Annotated in this window: 11 protein-coding genes; 4 read left to right on the top strand and 7 right to left on the bottom strand. The window is 75.6% G+C overall.

Annotated features, from left to right (window positions below; all coding sequences use genetic code 11):
• Nucleotides 1-66 precede the first annotated feature (66 nt).
• Nucleotides 67-1,920, top strand: a complete 1,854-nt coding sequence (locus HOY81_RS02525; protein ID WP_237317581.1) for an ATP-binding SpoIIE family protein phosphatase — start codon at nucleotides 67-69, stop codon at nucleotides 1,918-1,920.
• A 121-nt stretch (nucleotides 1,921-2,041) separates the two neighbouring features.
• Here the strand turns inward: HOY81_RS02525 and HOY81_RS02520 are convergent, their stop codons facing one another.
• Together HOY81_RS02520 and HOY81_RS02515 are read right to left on the bottom strand one after the other, a co-directional pair.
• On the bottom strand, nucleotides 2,042-3,826 hold the full coding sequence (locus tag HOY81_RS02520; RefSeq protein ID WP_237317578.1) for a serine hydrolase domain-containing protein: 1,785 nt from the start codon (nucleotides 3,824-3,826) through the stop codon (nucleotides 2,042-2,044).
• 237 nt (nucleotides 3,827-4,063) lie between these two features.
• Entirely contained in the window at nucleotides 4,064-5,053 is a 990-nt protein-coding gene (locus HOY81_RS02515) for a formylglycine-generating enzyme family protein (RefSeq protein WP_237317576.1), read from the bottom strand.
• A 340-nt stretch (nucleotides 5,054-5,393) separates the two neighbouring features.
• Here HOY81_RS02515 and HOY81_RS02510 point away from each other — a divergent pair, with 340 nt between their 5' ends.
• A complete protein-coding gene (locus tag HOY81_RS02510) occupies nucleotides 5,394-7,514 on the top strand; it encodes a glycosyltransferase (RefSeq protein ID WP_237317573.1) in 2,121 nt (706 codons plus the stop codon).
• Nucleotides 7,515-7,627: 113 nt separating this feature from the next.
• Here HOY81_RS02510 and HOY81_RS02505 read toward each other — a convergent pair whose 3' ends face one another.
• The 4 genes from HOY81_RS02505 to HOY81_RS02490 form a co-directional block, all read right to left on the bottom strand.
• Complete coding sequence (locus tag HOY81_RS02505; protein ID WP_237317803.1) at nucleotides 7,628-8,494, bottom strand: succinate dehydrogenase/fumarate reductase iron-sulfur subunit; 867 nt, start codon at nucleotides 8,492-8,494, stop codon at nucleotides 7,628-7,630.
• A gap of 152 nt (nucleotides 8,495-8,646) precedes the next feature.
• The gene (locus HOY81_RS02500) at nucleotides 8,647-10,587 is read right to left on the bottom strand and encodes a fumarate reductase/succinate dehydrogenase flavoprotein subunit (protein WP_237317571.1); all 1,941 of its coding nucleotides are present in this window, start codon (nucleotides 10,585-10,587) and stop codon (nucleotides 8,647-8,649) included.
• A 58-nt stretch (nucleotides 10,588-10,645) separates the two neighbouring features.
• A complete protein-coding gene (locus HOY81_RS02495; RefSeq protein ID WP_237317570.1) occupies nucleotides 10,646-11,497 on the bottom strand; it encodes a hypothetical protein in 852 nt (283 codons plus the stop codon).
• Between the two features lie 180 nt (nucleotides 11,498-11,677).
• On the bottom strand, nucleotides 11,678-11,971 hold the full coding sequence (locus tag HOY81_RS02490) for a hypothetical protein (RefSeq protein WP_237317801.1): 294 nt from the start codon (nucleotides 11,969-11,971) through the stop codon (nucleotides 11,678-11,680).
• A gap of 574 nt (nucleotides 11,972-12,545) precedes the next feature.
• Here HOY81_RS02490 and HOY81_RS02485 point away from each other — a divergent pair.
• Entirely contained in the window at nucleotides 12,546-13,301 is a 756-nt protein-coding gene (locus HOY81_RS02485) for a dihydrofolate reductase family protein (protein ID WP_237317568.1), read from the top strand.
• Between the two features lie 345 nt (nucleotides 13,302-13,646).
• Here HOY81_RS02485 and HOY81_RS02480 read toward each other — a convergent pair whose 3' ends face one another.
• Nucleotides 13,647-13,985, bottom strand: a complete 339-nt coding sequence (locus HOY81_RS02480; protein ID WP_237317566.1) for a hypothetical protein — start codon at nucleotides 13,983-13,985, stop codon at nucleotides 13,647-13,649.
• Between the two features lie 438 nt (nucleotides 13,986-14,423).
• Between HOY81_RS02480 and HOY81_RS02475 the strand changes: the two genes are divergently transcribed.
• Entirely contained in the window at nucleotides 14,424-16,967 is a 2,544-nt protein-coding gene (locus tag HOY81_RS02475) for an ABC transporter substrate-binding protein (protein WP_237317564.1), read from the top strand.
• Nucleotides 16,968-16,985 lie beyond the last annotated feature (18 nt).

The raw sequence follows: 16,985 nt of genomic DNA, 5'->3' as shown, positions 1-16,985 counted from the left end.
GTCGCAGCGGGCCACGGCCTGCGACACTGCCGGTACCGGCGCACACCGGAACGGGAAGGGGCGGCATTGAGCGATATCCCAGTCGAGGCGGCGGCGGGCAAGCCGGATGACGTACGCCGGGCGCTGGCGCTGCTGAACGCGGCGGGGGCGCGCATCGGGAACTCCCTCGATCTGGAGACCACGGCCCGCGAGCTGCTGGATGTCGCCGTACCGCAGTTCTGCGACCTCGCCTCCGTGGACCTCTACCAGCATGTGCTGGTCGGCGACGAGCCGCCCGCCACCGGTACCCACGACGGCGGCGGCGAGCTGCGCCGGGTCGCCTTCGCCAGCGCGGTCTCCGACGCCCCGCTCGCGGTCCCCTCGGACGACGGCGCGGAGACCAGCCCCATCTCCGTGGGCTCCACCCACTGTTACGCGATACGTTCCGCGGGCGCCGAGGCCCTGCGCACGGCACGGGTCCAGCACATCAGCGGTCAGGACGGCTCGGTGCCCGCGCAGTTCGGCGCCGTCGTGCAGTCCACCCTCGCGGTGCCGATGGTGGCCCGCGAACGGGTGCTGGGCGTCGCGCAGTTCTCCCGGGCCAAGGGCAGCGAGCCCTTCGGCGAGCGGGACGGCGCGCTCGCCGCCGAACTCGCCGCCCGCGCCGCCGTCTGCCTGGACAACGCCCGGCTCTACCGCCGGGAGCACGAGCGCGCCCTCATCCTGCAGCGCAGCCTGCTGCCGCCCGGCGACCCCGAGGCCGCCGGGCTGGACATCGCCTGCCGGTATCTCCCCGGTTTCCCCGCCACCGAGGTGGGCGGGGACTGGTTCGACGTCATCCAGCTTCCCGGCCACCGCACCGCGCTGGTGGTGGGTGACGTGATGGGCCGCGGGCTGCGCGCCGCCGTCGCCATGGGGGAGCTGCGCACGGCCGTACGGACGCTGGCGCTGCTCGACCTGGAGCCGGCCGAGGTGCTCTCCGCGCTCGACGAGATCGCCCGCGGGCTCGGCGCCTCACCGGAACAGAGCCGCGGCCGCTCCGCGCGGGCCCCGCGCACCGGCGCCGACGACCTCTCCGAGGTCTACCTGGCGACCTGTGCCTACGCCGTCTACGACCCGGTGACCCGGCGCTGCACCTTCGCCAACGCCGGCCATCTGCCGCCCGTGCTGCGCGAGCCGGACCCCCGGCGGGATCCGGCCTCCGGCGACCCGGACGCCGACGAGGGAGGCGCGCTGCTGCTGGAGGTCCCCAAGGGGGTGCCGCTGGGCGTCGGCGGTGAGCCGTTCGAGCAGATCGAGGTGGACCTGCCCGACGGGGCGCTGCTCGCCCTCTACACCGACGGCCTGGTGGAGTCCCGCGACCACCCGCTGGACGAGGGCCTGGACCGCTTCCGCACCGCCCTCGGGCACGCCCCGCAGGGGCTGGAGGACGTCGCCGACCGGGTGCTCGCCGAACTCAACGTGCACCACGGCGCGGACGACATCGCGCTGCTGGTCGCCCGCGTGCAGGGGCTGCCCGCCGACTCCGTCGGCGACTGGCGGCTGGCGCCGGAGCCGCAGTCGGTCTCCCGGGCCCGCGAGCTGGCCCGTGAGCAGTTGCACGCCTGGGACCTGGACATGCTGGCCGACACCGCCGAGCTGCTGGTGAGCGAGCTGGTCACCAACGCCCTGCGGCACGGCCAGGGCGAGATCCGGCTGCGGTTGCTGCTGGACCGCACCCTGGTCTGCGAGGTCTGGGACGCCGGGCTCGTGCAGCCCCGGCGGCGCCGGGCCCGCGCCACCGACGAGGGCGGACGCGGGCTCCAGCTCGTCCAGTTGCTGAGCGACGGGTGGGGCAGCCGGCGGACCCCGCACGGCAAGACGGTCTGGTTCGAACTGCCGTTGCCGGACGGGGAGACCAAGCCGGCCGACCCCACCGAGGCGCTGCTCAGCCTGTTCTGACCCGGTTTCCGTCGCCGGACCGGCGGTTCTCCGGCGGATCTTCCGGCGGGGCTGTCCGGACGGGACCCGTGCGGATCTCCCGGCGGCTTCCGGTACGGCCGGGGGTGCCGCCGGGTCCCGGTCAGTTGCGGGACTCGGCCCAGCCCTCGGCCCGGATGCGGGCGTTGTCCCGGGGGCGCAGGCTGAGGAAGACCGGGCGCGGCCCCGCCAGCACCCGGATGTCCTGCACGTACACGCCGCGCCCCTGGTACGCCGGGTCGGTCGCGTAGCGCCAGCGCACCCCGGTCACCCCGTCCGGCAGCGCCACCCGTACGTCCGTCCAGCGGCGCCGGGCGAAGCCGGAGAAGGTGCCGGTGGTGTGCCAGCGGTGCCGGTCCTGCCGCAGCTCCAGGGGTACCGCCTGCCAGGTGGTGCCGCCGTCGGTGGTGGCCTGCACGGTGCAGACGTCGCTCGCCTCGGTGTCGTACCAGAGCCGGAAGCGCAGCCCGGCGTCCCGCCGTACGGGCTCCGCCAGCGGCACCCGCAGGGTGGCCGTGGCGCCGTCCGCCTGCCCGGAGAACCAGGCGCTGCGGCCCACCCGCGGACGCACCGGCAGCGCGCGGGCGAGGCGGCGGGCCGGGGCGCGCCGGTAGTCGCTGACGGTGCCCCACTCCCGGGTCGGGTGCACCCGGTTGGTCAGCAGCACGAAGAGGGTGCCGGAGAGCGGGTCGCCGACCAGGCAGGTGCCGGTGTAGCCGGTGTGCCCGAAGGACACCGGGGAGGTGAGGGCGTCCATGTACCAGCGCTGGTCGAGCTGCCAGCCCAGTCCGCGGGCGGCGCCGCCGCCGAGGTGCGCGTTGTGGTTGGTGAGCATGGTCCGCACGGTGTCCTCGCGGAGCAGCCGGGTCCCGGCGTGGACGCCGCCGTTCAGCACGGTCTGCCCGAAGACGGCCATGTCCGCGGCGGTGGAGAAGATCCCGGCGTGGCCCGCGACGCCGCCCAGGTACCAGGCGTTCTCGTCGTGCACCGTGCCCCGCACCATGCCGCGGCCGGTCCACGGCTGGTACTCGGTGGCGGCGATCCGGTGGAGCCGGCCGGCGGGCGGGTTGTAGCCGGTGTCCCGCATGCCCAGCGGCCCGGTGATCAGCTCGGCGACCAGGGCGTCCAGGCCCTTTCCGGCGATCTCCTCGGCGACCCGGCCCGCGGTGATGAGGTTCAGGTCGGAGTAGGCGTACGCCGTGCCCGGCCCGGAGACCAGCGGCTCGGCGTAGACCGCCGCGAGGCGCGCCTCCCGGTCGGCGTACCCGGCGAGGCTGATCCAGGGCTTCATGCCCGAGGTGTGGGTCAGAAGCTGACGCACCGTGATGGGTGCCTTGGCGGGGTCCGCCGCGGCGAACGGCGGCAGGTACCGGGCCACGGGGGCGGAGAGGTCGAGGTCCCCGCGCTCGGCGAGGATCGTCAGCACCACCGAGGTGAAGAGCTTGGAGACCGAGGCCATGTCGAAGACGGTGTCGGGGCGCATCGGCTCCCACTGCTCGCGAGGCAGCTCGACGGCCTGCGCGGCGTCGGCGTCCCACCGCTCGTAGCGCAGTGCGTGCCCGTGGGCGGCGTGCTCGGCGATCACGCCGTCGCGGGCGGCGAGCAGCACGAAGCCGGGGTGGGACGGGTGCGGGCGGTCTGGGCCCGGCCGGGTGTACTCCGCGGCCGCCGGGACCACCCCGGCCAGCTGCTCCGGCAGCAGGCCCGCCTGGTGTGCGCTGCCCGGGCGCAGGGTGCGGGGGCGGAAGCGGAGGTCCGCGGCGGTGACGGTCGGCGGGCCGCCGCGGGCGGGCGCCGGCGCGGCCCCGGCGGGTACGGCCGTGCCGAGCGGGGAGGCGGCCGCGGCGGTGCCGGCGGCCAGGGTTCCCAGGAACTGTCGACGTCTCATCTGCCACCCGTCTGTGTGCCGTTGCGGACTCGGCGGCAGCGTAGGGCGCCGGCGGGCCGCTGTGACCCACCCCGCGCCGTTGCCGTTGGGCGGACCTCTGGCGGCGGCCGGCCGGGGCCCCCGGCCGGTGGCGGGCCGTCTCCCCGCCCCCGCCGCGCAGGGCCCCGGGCTCCGGGGAGGAGACCACCCCGGCGGCCCGTCGGGCTCTCCCTTCGGGCCCGGTCCTTCCGGGCCGGGTCAGGGTGACGCCGTGTGCGGTGCGGCGGCGACGCGGAAGCCGGTGTTCCCGCTGGAGCTGTCCGGGGTGTTCCCCATCCGCGCCGAGGTGCGGTACCGCAGGCAGTAGGACTCGTGGCACAGGTGCGAGCCGCCGCGCAGCACCCGCGCCTCGCCGGCCGGCGGCCCGGCCGGGTTCACCCGGGGCCCGCGCTTGTGGAAGCCGGGGCTGAACCAGTCGGCGCACCACTCCCACACGTTCCCGGTCATGTTGTACAGCCCGTGGCCGTTGGGCGGGAAGGCGTCCACCGGGCAGGTGCCCGGGTACCCGTCGGCGGCGGTGTTGCGGTCCGGGAAGGAGCCGCGCCAGATGTTCATGCGGTACGCACCGCCGGGGTCGCGCTCCGCGCCCCAGGGGTAGGGCTGTCCCTCCAGCCCGCCGCGGGCTGCGTACTCCCACTCGGCCTCGGTGGGCAGCCGGGCGCCGGCCCAGGCGCAGTAGGCCAGCGCGTCGGCGTGCGAGACGTGCACCACCGGGTGCTCGGAGCGGTCCTGCAGGGCGTCCGGGCCCGGGCCCTCCGGCCGCCGCCAGTCCGCACCGAAGACCTGCCGCCACCAGGGCGTGCCCGGCACGCCCCGGGTCGGCGGGGCGCCGGGAGGCAGGAAGCCGGCGAAGACGAACGACCATCCGTACCGCTCGGCGTCCGTCACATACCCGGTGTCCCCGGCGAACGCGGCGAACTCGGCAGTGGTCACGGCCGTGGCGGCGAGCGCGAAGCCGTCCACGGTCACCTCCCGCACCGGGCCCTCGCCGTCGGCCGGGTAGGGGCCGTCCTCGCACCCCATGCGGAAGGTGCCGCCGGGCAGCTCCCGCCAGCCGCCGTACGGGGTCCGTACGCCCCCGGCGCCCCCGGGCCGCGCGTCCGCACGGGGCCCGGGCACCGCGGCCGGGCCGGAGCGCTCCGGTGCGCAGCAGGCCCGCGGCCGCGCGGTGCGGTCTCGCTCGGTCACGGGCGCCGTCCTTCGCCGGGGCAGGGGTCGGGCCCATGGTCCGTCGCCGGGGCCCGCGGCGCCAAATCCCCCGGCCCGCCTCCGCGCGGCGGCCCGGCGGCCGGCGGTCACGGCCTCTCGGGGAGGAGGGGGGACGGGGGCCGGGCCCCACAGGTTCCACAGTGTGCGAACTTTCACATTCACCGTTCCTGTGTACAACTCCTGCCCGGCTCACCGGTCACACGCTCGGCGGCCCTTCCGGACCTCCGGCGGCCGTCGCCCGACGCGTGGGGCGGACGCCACGCGCGCCGGTCCGCGCGCTGCGGACGTTCATGACCGAACCGCCTGGGGGAACACACTCGTGAAGATCGCCTTCCTGCTGTACAACGCCTACGGGATCGGCGGCACGATCCGGTCGACCAGCAACCTGTCCCGGGCACTGGGCAAGCGGCACACGGTGGAGGTCGCCAGCGTCCACCGGACCCGGGACGCGCCCCGGCTCTCCTTCGGCCCGGACGTCCGCCTCACCTCGCTCATCGACTGGCGCCGGGAGTCCGACGCCTACGACGGCGACCACCCGCACCATGCCGAGCCGAGCACGATGTTCGAGGACAGGGCGGTGAACAAGGGCCCGCTCGCCCCCTCCCGGCTCACCGACGAGCGGGTCGCGGCGTACCTGGAGGAGACCGACGCGGACGTCGTCGTCGCCACCCGCCCCGTGCTCAACGGCTACCTCGCCCGCTACGGCTCCCCGCGGCAGGTCCGGGTCGGCCAGGAGCATCTGCTGCTGCGCATGCACCCCGAGCAGCTCCGCGCGGACCAGAACGCCGCCCTCGCCGAGCTCGACGCCTTCGTCACCGTCTCCGAGGCCGACGCCGGTCACTACCGGCAGGTGCTGCCGGATGTGGACACCCGCATCCTCTCCATACCGAACTGCACCGTCCCGCTGGAGGTGACCCCGTCCACGGGCGACAGCCGGACCATCGTCGCCGCGGGCCGGCTGATCCCGGTCAAGCGTTACGACCGGCTGCTCGACGCGTTCGCCAAGGTGGCCGCGGCCCGCCCCGACTGGCAGCTTCGCCTCTACGGCCGCGGCCGCAAGAAGGCGGAGCTGCGCGAACGGATCGAGGAGCTGGGGCTGAGCGACCGGGCGCGACTCATGGGGGACGTCTCGCCCGTCGAGCCCGAGTGGGCCAAGGGAGCCGTCGCCGTCGTCTCGTCGGACTTCGAGTCCTTCGGCATGACGATCGTGGAGGCCATGCACTGCGGGGTGCCGGTGGTCGCCACCGACTGCCCGCACGGACCCGGGGAGATCATCACCCATGGCGAGAACGGCGTGCTGTCGCCGCTGGAAGGCGGCTCCGACGCGCTGGCCGACGCCCTGCTCCGCCTCATCGACGCTCCGGACGAGCGCCGCCGGCTCGCGACCGCCGGACGGCGCCGGGCCGGCGACTACGCCCCCGACGTCGTCGCCCGGCGGTACGAGGAACTGTTCGCGGCACTGGGCGCGGGAAAGCAGACCCGGCACGGGCCGGCCGCGTTCGCCCGCCGGCTCGGCGCCCGCCTGCGCCGTCCCGAGCGGGCGGTCCGGGCTGCCGTACGGCGGACGGGGGACACCGCCGGGACGGCGCCGGCGCCGCAGCCCACGGCACGCTGTGTGGTCACGAGCGACGGCGGCCTCTCCGTCACCGCCACGGTCGCCCCGCAGGCCGGGGAGGGGCCGGTGGACCTGCTGGTCCGCAAGCGCAGGGACGCACGGAAGCGCCATCTCCGGGTGCCGATGGCGCGCGACGACCGCGGCCGGTACACCGCGGAGGTCGAGCGCTCCGCGCACGTGCTGGCCGAGGGACGCTGGGACTGCTACGTCGTACCCGGCGGGCAGGACGCCGCCCGGGACAGCCGAGTCGAGGCCACGGCGGTCGAGCAGGCCGCGCTGCTGACCCTGCCCCCGGTCGTGGACCGGGACGGGGTGACGGCGTGGATCCCGTACACCACCAGCGACGGCTTCCTGGCCGTCCGGGCCTGGCGGCGCCCGGCACACGCGGAGGTCGAAGAGGTGCACCTGGGCGAGCACGAGGTGTCCGTGACGGCCGCTCTGCTCGCCGGCCCCCCGCTGGAGGAGGGCGCCCGGGCGGTGGCCGTCTCCCGCACGGACGACGCGTACGACGTCGAGATGGCGCTGAGGCCGCTGGGCGACGGCCGGTTCGAGTGCCGGCTGCCGGTCTCGGCGGCGGTCTCCCGCCACCACGCCGCACAGAGCCTCTGGGACCTGCGGCTGCTCCCCGAGGGCGGCGACGACGCGGTACCCCTGGGCCGCCTCACCGGGGACGTCGTGGACCGGAAGAGCACGGACGTCCTGCCGGCGGCCGAGCGCACCCACCACGCACGCGGTCCGGTGCGCGTCCGCCCGTATTTCGCGCACGACAACTCCCTGGCGCTCAGCGCGCGGGACCTCTCCGGAGGGCCCGGGGAACCCGCCTAGCCCGGCCGCTCCGTGCTGCCCGGACGCCCCGCGCCGCCCGGACGCCCCGGGCAGCGCGGACCACGGCCGGGGCCCCGCGGACCGCGGGACCCCGGCCGTGGTCCGCCGCGTGCTCACCGCCGGCGGCGGATCTTGTCGCCCAGCCACACCAGGGGGTCGTACTTGCGGTCGGCCGCGCGCTCCTTCATCGGGATCAGCGCGTTGTCGGTGATCGCGATGTTCTCCGGGCAGACCTCGGTGCAGCACTTGGTGATGTTGCAGTAGCCGAGCCCGTGCTCGTCCTTGGCCGAGGTCCTGCGGTCCAGCCCCTGCTCCTCGGCGGAGTCCAGCGGATGCATGTCCAGTTCGGCGATGCGCATCAGGTAGCGGGGCCCGGCGAAGGCCTGCTTGTTCTCCTCGTGGTCCCGCACCACATGGCAGGTGTTCTGGCAGAGGAAGCACTCGATGCACTTGCGGAACTCCTGCGAGCGGCCCACGTCCTCCTGCTGCATCCGGTACTCGCCCGGCTGCAGGTCCCGGGGCGGCACGAAGGACGGGATCTCCCGCGCCTTCGTGTAGTTGAAGGAGACGTCCGTCACCAGGTCCCGGACGACCGGGAAGGCACGCAGCGGCGTCACCGTGATGGTGTCGGTGGGCGCGAAGACCGACATCCGGGTCATGCACAGCAGCCGCGGCCGCCCGTTGACCTCGGCGCTGCACGAGCCGCACTTGCCCGCCTTGCAGTTCCAGCGCACCGCCAGGTCGGGCGCCTGGGTGGCCTGGAGCCGGTGGATGATGTCGAGGACCACCTCGCCCTCGTGCACCTCCACCGTGTAGTCCTCCAGCGCGCCGCGCTCCGGATCGCCGCGCCACACCCGGAAGTGCGCGTCGTAGCGGGTGCCGTCCGCGCCGGCGGCCGGGGCGGGCGCGGGCCCGCCCAGCCGCTCCCGGGTCGGCGGTCCGCCCGCCGGGGGCTGGACGCCGGTGGGCGCCGCTCCCATGCCCTGGGCGGAGCCGTCGGTGGTCTCGTCCTGCTCCGAGACGCCGGGCGTCTCCTCCGGGTCCGGTGTCCGGCCCGCGTCCGCACCCGGCTGCCGGGACCCCTCGGGCTCGGGCGGCCCCGCCGCGTCGCTCGTCGTGCCGCTCGTGCTGCTCACTCGGTCGTCAGCTCCTCGTCCGTCAGGTACTTGATCAGCTCCTCCTTCTCGAAGAGCTCCAGCAGGTCCGGGCGGATCGGCGGCATGTCGCGGCGCCGCAGGGAGATGTGACCGAGCCCGTCCGCCTCGTCCGCGAGCGTGCACACCAGGTTGGAGCGCCGCCAGGTGCGGTCCATCTCCGGGTAGTCGTCCCGGGTGTGGCCGCCGCGGGACTCCGTGCGCTGCAGCGCCGCGCGCGCCACGCACTCGCTGACCAGCAGCATGTTCCGCAGGTCGAGCGCCAGGTGCCAGCCCGGGTTGAACTGCCGGTGGCCCTCCACCCCGGCGCGGCGCGCCCGTGCGCGCAGCTCCCCGAGCCGTTCGAGGGCCCGGGACATCTCCTCGCCCCGCCGGATGATGCCGACGAGGTCGTTCATGGACTGCTGGAGCTCCTGGTGGAGGGTGTACGGGTTCTCCGCGGTGGCGCCCGCGGTCAGCTCCTCGGCGCTGAACGGGCGCAGGGCCTCCGCGGCGGCCCGGTCGATCTGGTCCTCCGGCACCGGGACCCGCTCGTCCGCGGCCGGGCCCGCCGCGTACCGGGCGGCGTGCAGCCCGGCCCGCCGCCCGAAGACCAGCAGGTCGGAGAGGGAGTTGCCGCCCAGCCGGTTGGAGCCGTGCATCCCGCCGGCCACCTCCCCGGCGGCGAACAGGCCGGGCACGCCGGTGGCCTCGGCGGTGTCCGGGTCGACCTCCACCCCGCCCATCACGTAGTGGCAGGTCGGCCCGACCTCCATGGGCTCCGCGGTGATGTCGACGTCCGCCAGCTCCTTGAACTGGTGGTGCATCGAGGGCAGCCGCCGCGTGATGACCTCGGCCGGCATCCGGGTCGAGACGTCCAGGTAGACCCCGCCGTGCGGGGTGCCGCGGCCGGCCTTCACCTCGGCGTTGATGGCGCGGGCCACCTCGTCCCGGGGCAGCAGCTCGGGCGGGCGACGGTGCCGGTCCGGGTCCTCGTACCAGCCGTCCGCCTCCTCCTCGGACTCGGCGTACTTCTCCTTGAAGACGTCCGGGACGTAGTCGAACATGAACCGCTTGCCCTCGGAGTTCCGCAGCACCCCGCCGTCGCCGCGCACCGACTCGGTGACGAGGATGCCCTTCACCGACGGCGGCCAGACCATGCCCGTGGGGTGGAACTGCACGAACTCCATGTTGATCAGCGAGGCCCCGGCGAGCAGCGCCAGCGCGTGCCCGTCCCCGGTGTACTCCCAGGAGTTCGAGGTGACCTTGAAGGACTTGCCGATCCCGCCGGTGGCCAGCACCACGGCCGGCGCCTCCAGGACGAAGAAGCGGCCGGACTCGCGCTCGTAGCAGAAGGCGCCGCTCACCCGGGCGCCGCCCGCGCCGGAGCCGCCGCCGGGTTCGGTGAGCACCCGGGTGACCGTGCACTCCTGGAAGACCTTCAGCCGTGCCTCGTAGTCGCCGGACTCGGCGAAGTCCTCCTGCTGGAGCGAGACGATCTTCTGCTGGAGGGTGCGGATCAGCTCCAGCCCGGTCCGGTCGCCGACATGGGCGAGGCGCGGGTACTCGTGCCCGCCGAAGTTGCGCTGGGAGATCTTCCCCTTCGCGGTGCGGTCGAAGAGCGCCCCCCAGGTCTCCAGCTCCCAGACCCGCTCCGGGGCCTCCTTGGCGTGCAGCTCGGCCATCCGCCAGTTGTTGAGGAACTTGCCGCCGCGCATGGTGTCGCGGAAGTGGACCTGCCAGTTGTCTCCCTCGTTGACGTTGCCCATGCTGGCCGCGATGCCGCCCTCGGCCATCACGGTGTGCGCCTTGCCGAAGAGCGACTTGCAGATCACCGCGGTCCGCAGGCCCTGCTCGCGGGCCTCGATCGCGGCCCGCAGCCCGGCGCCGCCGGCGCCGACGATCACCACGTCCCACTGCTGACGTTCGACTTGCGTCATCGTTGAGTGCTTCCCTCTCGCGTGTGTGGCGCGGGTGCGGCGTCCGCCGTACGCGCCGTCAGAAGAACCGCGGGTCGTCGAACGCCCCGATGGCCAGCAGGTACACGTACAGATCCGCCAGCGCGACGCTGATCAGCGAGGCCCAGGCGAGTGCCATGTGCCGGGCGTTGAGCTTCCCCACCCAGCTCCACATGCGGTACCGCACCGGGTGCCGGGAGAAGTGCTTGAGGCGTCCGCCGACGATGTGCCGGCACGAGTGGCAGGAGAGGGTGTAGAGCCAGATCAGCACGATGTTGGCGAGGAACACCAGGGTGCCCAGGCCCATGTGGCCCCACTCGTACTCCGCGTTCCGGAAGGCGAGCAGGGTGTCGTAGGACAGGATCAGCGCGACCAGCAGCGCGGCGTAGAAGAAGTACCGGTGCAGGTTCTGCAGGATCAGCGGGAACCGGGTCTCGCCGGAGTACGTCCGGTGCGGCTCGGCCACCGCGCAGGCCGGGGGCGAGGCCCAGAAGGCGCGGTAGTACGCCTTGCGGTAGTAGTAGCAGGTGAGCCGGAAGCCCAGCGGGAAGATCAGGATGATCAGCGCGGGCGAGAGGCCGTACCAGTTGCCGACGATCTCCCAGTTGGGGCCGGACTCCATCGGCACGCAGTTCTCCGCCAGGCACGGCGAGTAGAACGGCGAGACGTAGGGCGCGGCGTAGTAGTCGGCGTTGGCGAAGGCCCGCCAGGTCGAGTAGACGACGAAGGCGAGCAGCCCGAGAGCGGTGGCCGCCGGGGGCAGCCACCAGCGGTCCACGCGCAGATGGCCCTCGGTGAGCGCGGCGCGCCCGGGCGCGGTGCGTACGCCCCCGGGCGCGGGGTGGTGGTCGGGACGGTCCGACGCGGCGGGCGGTGTGGTTCCGGTGGCCAAGGTGACTCCGTCGGGGATGGGTTCCGCGGCCGGGAGTGACGGGTCCCGGGCGCGTACGGGGGTGGGTGGCGGATGCATGGGTGCGCGGGGGCGTGCACCGGGTGCGGGGCGCCGCCACGGCGATGCCGCACGCGGGCGCACGGCCTGGTCGGCGCGCGGGGCCCGCGCGGCGCGTACGCGTCAGGGTGCGCGCCGGTCCCGCGCCCCGAGCCCCTCGTCCTCCGCGTCCGTCCACAGCGACGTGTCGTACGGCGTGTCCGGGATGGTGACCATCTCCGGGCGCGGCGCCGACGCCGGCCCGGACTGCGGCGCGGCGGCGCGGAGCAGCGCCAGCGACTCCCGCAGATGCTCGGTGTCACTGCGCACCCGGCGCATCTCCAGGCCGCTGCCGACCTGCTGCTCCAGCCGGCTCACGCTGCGTGCGAGTTCGTCCAGGCAGCGCTGGACGGTGGTCATGTCGTCCTGCAAGGTCATGGTCTGCGGCACCTCCGCGGGGTGGCGGCTGGCTCGGCTCACGCGCATGCGAGTGTTCCGCGTCACACTCCGCTTGGGAAGGGTGCGTCGCCGGATTCCCCCCACCGGGTACGGAAGTGCGCCGCCCGGGTGGTCTTGCGTGTCCTCGCGACCGGTCCCCGGTGCGCCGTACGGGTGAGCACACCCCGGCGGGGCGCCACAGCCTCGACGCCCTCGAAGACCCCGGCGGCCTCGTACGCTCATCCGCCGACCCGTCCGGCGTCGATCCGCCGTCCGTGGGTGGTGCCGAGGACGGGCACCCCGACCTGTACTCCCCGGCCGGCCCGGCGACCGGCCCGGACCGGCGGGCCCCGTCCGGGCTGCGGAGGTGCACGTGAAGCGTCCGCGACGCCGCGCCGACCCGGTCGGCCACCGCCCGGACGCCGGGTCGGGGCGGCCACTCCTCGGCCCCTCCTGCGCACGGCCCGCCCGGGGGCACCGGCACGGGAGCAGCGCGGCGGGGCGGGGCCGCGGGGCGCGCCCGGCGGCCGGGGCGGCGTCCGGCGGGGCGCCGGGGACTGACAGACTCGGCGCCATGGAGCGCCTGCTGCCGACCCCCGAACGGGCACCGGCCGACGAGGCCGGGCTCGCCCACTGGCTCGCCCGTGCGTACGCCTACCCGCCGGGCTTCCATGTGCGGGCCAACATGGTGGCCTCGCTGGACGGGGCCAGCGTGTGGCGGTCACGTTCCGGCGGGCTCTCCGGCCCCGCGGACCAGGCGCTGCTCGCGGTGCTGCGGGCGCTGGCCGACGTGATCGTGGTGGGCGCCGAGACCGCCCGCCGCGAACGGTACGGCCCCGCCGAGGAGCATCCCCACCTCCTGGCGTCCCGGCTGGCGGCCGGCCGCCCCCGCACTCCGGCCCTCGCCGTCGTGAGCCGGCGCCTGGACCTGCCGCCGCCCCTGCTGGAGCAGCCCGCGCCGCCGGGCGCCGGGACCCTGGTCTTCACCACGCGCAGCGCGCCGCCGGACGCCCGCCGCGCGGTCGAGCGGCACGGCCTGGAGGTCGTGGAGGCAGGTGAGGAACGGGTCGAGGTGCACCGGATGCTGGAGGTGCTGGCCGGGCGGGGCATGCGCGCGGTGCTGACCGAGGGCGGCCCGCGGCTGCTCGCCCAGTTCCAGGCGGCCGGGGCGCTCGACGAACTCTGCCTGACCCTCTCACCGCTGGTCACCGCGGGCGACGCCCCGCGCATCCTGCGCGGCCCGGCCCTGGGGCCGGACCCGCAGCCCATGCGCCTGGAGGGACTGCTCGCGGACGACTCCTTCCTCTTCACCCGGTACGCCCCCGGGTGACGGCTGCCCGGTACGTCCCCGGGCGGCGGCTTCCCGGGATTCCACGGGGCGGCGGTTACCCGGTACGTCCCCGGGAACGGCCGGCCGTCCGTCCGTTGCGCGGGGGTGCCCGCCGTGCGCGCCTGTGGTGGCTGAGCTCGGCTCCCGAGCGCGGCGCCGCCCGGGCCCCGGCCTCTTCCCCGGCGCCGTTTCACCCGCCGCCCGCCCCCGGGCACGCGCCTGACGGGAGCGTGCCCCGGGACGCGCCTCACGGCCTCGGGACGCCGCCGGCCTACGGTCCCGGCGCTGTGACCCGGGCGCGCCACGGGACGCCGCCGCCTCCCTGCGGGGCCGCCCCGGCGCGGGTCAGCCCGCGGATCCCGGAGACGGGGAGGCGGGCTCCGTGCCCGACCGGACCCGGCAGTCGTGCTCCACCCGCTCGATCACCTGCCGCGCCTCCCGGATGCGGTCCTCCAGCCGGTCCAGCACCCAGATGCGGGCGGCCGTGCACAGCGCCGGGTTGTCGCCCAGCTCCGCCGTCTCCCCGGGCGGCAGCCAGACGCCGTGCTCGCCCCGGCGCGCCGCGATGTCGGCCGCCTCCCGCACCACCGCGTTCATGGCGCGCTGGATCTCCCGGCGCGTCTCCTCCGACCAGCGGGGGTTTCCCGCCTCCGGCTCGCCCGGCGTACCGGCCTGCTCCGTCACCCTGTCGCTCCTCGCTCGGTCGTGCTGCCCGTCGTTCTGCGCGTCCGCCCCTCGCGCGCCCGGCGGCCGCCCGGCACGCAGGGAGCGGTGCGGTCAGTCTCTCGCGGGCCACGCGCCGTACCGCGCGCGGCCGGGGGACAGCCGTTCCCGGACCACTCGGCCCGGCGGCCCAAAAACTCGCTGGGTGCGGCTGCACCGGAACACCGCCGGACCCGGACCGGAACCCGCCCCGGCAGCCCGCGCCGGAGCGCCCGGACGCGCCGGGGGACACGGACCGTCGCCGGGCCTGGGCCGGGCGGGTGAGAGGCCTTCACCGATGGACGTGTCGGCGTGCCGGGCCCGGTGGCTGCCCCTTCAGTGGGCAGTACGAGCCCCAGATGTGACGAGCCGCAGAACCCGCCCACGGTGCTCCGGCCCGTCCGCCCCGGAGGTAGCGCGATGCCAGCCGTGCCAGCCCACGACACCGCCGCCCGGCGCTGTGCCGCCGTACTCGCCGCGACGCTTCTCCTGCCCGTGGCCGCCGCGTGCAGCGGGGAGGGAGACGACGCACCGCGCGGCAGCAGCGGCGCGGCGCGTGACCTGAGGACGGTCGCGCGCGACGAGGTCGCCGAGGGCGGCACGCTGCGCTGGGCGGTCGAGGAGATGCCGGCCACCCTGAACGTCTTCCAGCCCGACGCCACCCGCGCCACCGACCGGATCGCCGGCGCGGTGCTGCCCGCGTTGTTCACCCTGGACAGCCGGGCGCGGCCGCACGTCAACACGGACTTCCTCCAGGACGCCGAGGTCACCTCCACCCGGCCGCGGCAGACCGTCGTCTACACCCTCGAGCCGGAGGCGCGGTGGAGCGACGGCCGGGCCATCGGGGTGGCCGACTTCAAGGCCCAGTGGAAGGCGCTCAAAGGCTCCGACAGCGCCTTCTGGACCGCGCGCAACGCGGGGTACGAGCAGATCGCTCAGGTCCGCAAGGGCGAGGAGCCGCACCAGGTGGAGGTGGTCTTCCGCAAGCGGTACGCCGACTGGCAGGCCCTCTTCACGCCGCTCTATCCGAAGCAGGTGATGGCCCGGGCCGAGGCCTTCAACGAGAAGGCACGGCACCGGCTGCCCGCCTACGCCGGCCCGTTCCGGGTGAAGGGGAGGATCGACCCCGAGAAGGACGACGCGGTGACGCTGGAGCGGAACCCGGAGTGGTGGGGCGACCGCGCCAAGCTGGACCGGATCGAGCTGCCCGCGGTGCCGTACGACGAGCGGGAGAAGGCGCTGGCCGCGGGGAAGCTGGACCTGGCGGATGTCGGACCGGGCCTCGCCGAGCGCATCGCCGACGCCCGCATCCACGACGGGAAGGCACGGCGGGACGGCGCCGCCCACCGGGACGCCGCGCCGGGCGACCGGCGGGAACGGCACGGGGAGGCCGCCGGCACCGGTCCGCGGGAGGCCGGTGAGGCCGCGGCGCCCGCGGGGCTGCCCCCGCGCGCCGCCGGACCGGACCGGGCGATCGCCGCGGTGCTGGAGCTGGCGTACGCGGAACGCCCCGCCGAGCCCGCCGGCGAGGAGGAGCGGGAGGACGGCGCGGCGCGGGAGAAGAACGGGGACGAGTCCGGGGACGCTTCGGCCCGGGAGGCCGGGACGAAGAGCGCGAAGAACGGCTCGAAGAAGCAGGCCGCGGAGCACGCCGCCGCGCGCGAGCGGGCCGCGGCCGCCCGGCGCAACCTGGGCGGGTACACCGTGCGCAAGGCCCTGGAGCCCGCCTACACCCAGCTCGCGCTGAACGGCGCCTCCGGCCCGCTCTCCGACGACCGGGTGCGCCGGGCCCTCGCCCGCGCGCTGGACCGGGAGGCCCTGGCGCAGCACGCCCTCGGGTCGGTGGGCCTGCCCGCGCGGCCGCTCGGCAGCCATCTCCAGGTGCGCGACCAGCACGGCTACCGCGACAACAGCGATGCGCTCGGCGGCCGGGACGTGGCCTCCGCGGAGGCGCTGCTGGCCGAGGCCGGCTGGGAGGCCGGGGTCGGCGAGGAGGAGCAGGACGAGCCGGTGGACGCGAAGAAGGGCGACGGCAAGGGCGCCGACGGCAAGCGTGACGACGGCAAGAGTGACGGCAAGGGTGACGGCAAGGGCGGCCAGGACGCCCCGGCCGACGGGCCGGGGGAAGCCGAGGAGGGCACGGACGCCCGCGCCACCGGCGCGCTGGCGGTGCCCGTCGCCCCCGCCGAAGCCGCCCGGGTCCGGGGCGTGCCGCTCAGCCTGCTGCCGCACACCGCCGCGCAGCGCGCCGGGCTGCTGGCACAGGCCGCGCACGCCTCGGCCGCGGAGGCCGGCGACGGCGAGGACGCCGGCGAGGAGGCGGACGCCGACTCCGCCGGCGAGAAGGCCGCCACCGCGCGCCGCGCCGCCGAGGACGCCCGGGAGCGGGCCGAGGAGATGCGGCTGCTCTCCGGCGGCCGGGCGGCGGCCGTACGGATGAAGGAGGGCCAGCCGCTCGCCCTGCGCTTCCTGGTCCCCGCCGGACCCGGTACGGAGGGCCTGCAGCAGACCGGCACGCACATCGTCCGGATGCTCAACGAGATCGGGGTCCGCACCGAGGTGAAGCTGATCAAGGACGAGAGCTGGTTCCGGGACCACATCGCCTCCGGCGACTACGACCTGGCCCTCTACTCCTGGCCCGCCAGCGCCTTCCCGGCGACCGACGCCCGGCCGATCTTCGCCAAGCCGGTGCCCGCGCCGGACGGCTCGCTGGTCGTCGAGCAGAACTGGACCCGCGTCGGCACGGACCGCATCGACCAGCTCTTCGCGGAGGCGGCCGCCGAGCTCGACGAGCAGAAGCGGGCGGACCTGCTGCGCCGGGCGGACGCCCGGATCTGGGCGGCGGCCGGCTCGGTGCCGCTCTACCAGCGGCCGCAGCTGGTGGCGGCCAAGCGGGAGCTGGCCAACGCCGGGGCGTTCGGCTTCCAGACCCCGCGCTACCAGGACATCGGCTACGTGGAGTGACGTCCTCGGGCACGGCGC

It is taken from the genome of Streptomyces sp. JJ36 (genome assembly GCF_021696945.1).
Classification (GTDB): Bacteria; Actinomycetota; Actinomycetes; order Streptomycetales; family Streptomycetaceae; genus Streptomyces.
Note: the sequence above shows the minus strand (reverse complement) of the source record. Positions and strands in the feature narration are given on the sequence as shown.

What these genes read in the sequence shown, in the direction of transcription:
- HOY81_RS02490 (WP_237317801.1), bottom strand. Translation starts at nt 11,971, where the DNA reads ATGACCTTGCAGGACGACATGACCACCGTCCAGCGCTGCCTGGACGAA.
- HOY81_RS02475 (WP_237317564.1), top strand. Translation starts at nt 14,424, where the DNA reads ATGCCAGCCGTGCCAGCCCACGACACCGCCGCCCGGCGCTGTGCCGCC.
- HOY81_RS02505 (WP_237317803.1), bottom strand. Translation starts at nt 8,494, where the DNA reads ATGGGAGCGGCGCCCACCGGCGTCCAGCCCCCGGCGGGCGGACCGCCG.
- HOY81_RS02520 (WP_237317578.1), bottom strand. Translation starts at nt 3,826, where the DNA reads ATGAGACGTCGACAGTTCCTGGGAACCCTGGCCGCCGGCACCGCCGCG.
- HOY81_RS02485 (WP_237317568.1), top strand. Translation starts at nt 12,546, where the DNA reads ATGGAGCGCCTGCTGCCGACCCCCGAACGGGCACCGGCCGACGAGGCC.
- HOY81_RS02500 (WP_237317571.1), bottom strand. Translation starts at nt 10,587, where the DNA reads ATGACGCAAGTCGAACGTCAGCAGTGGGACGTGGTGATCGTCGGCGCC.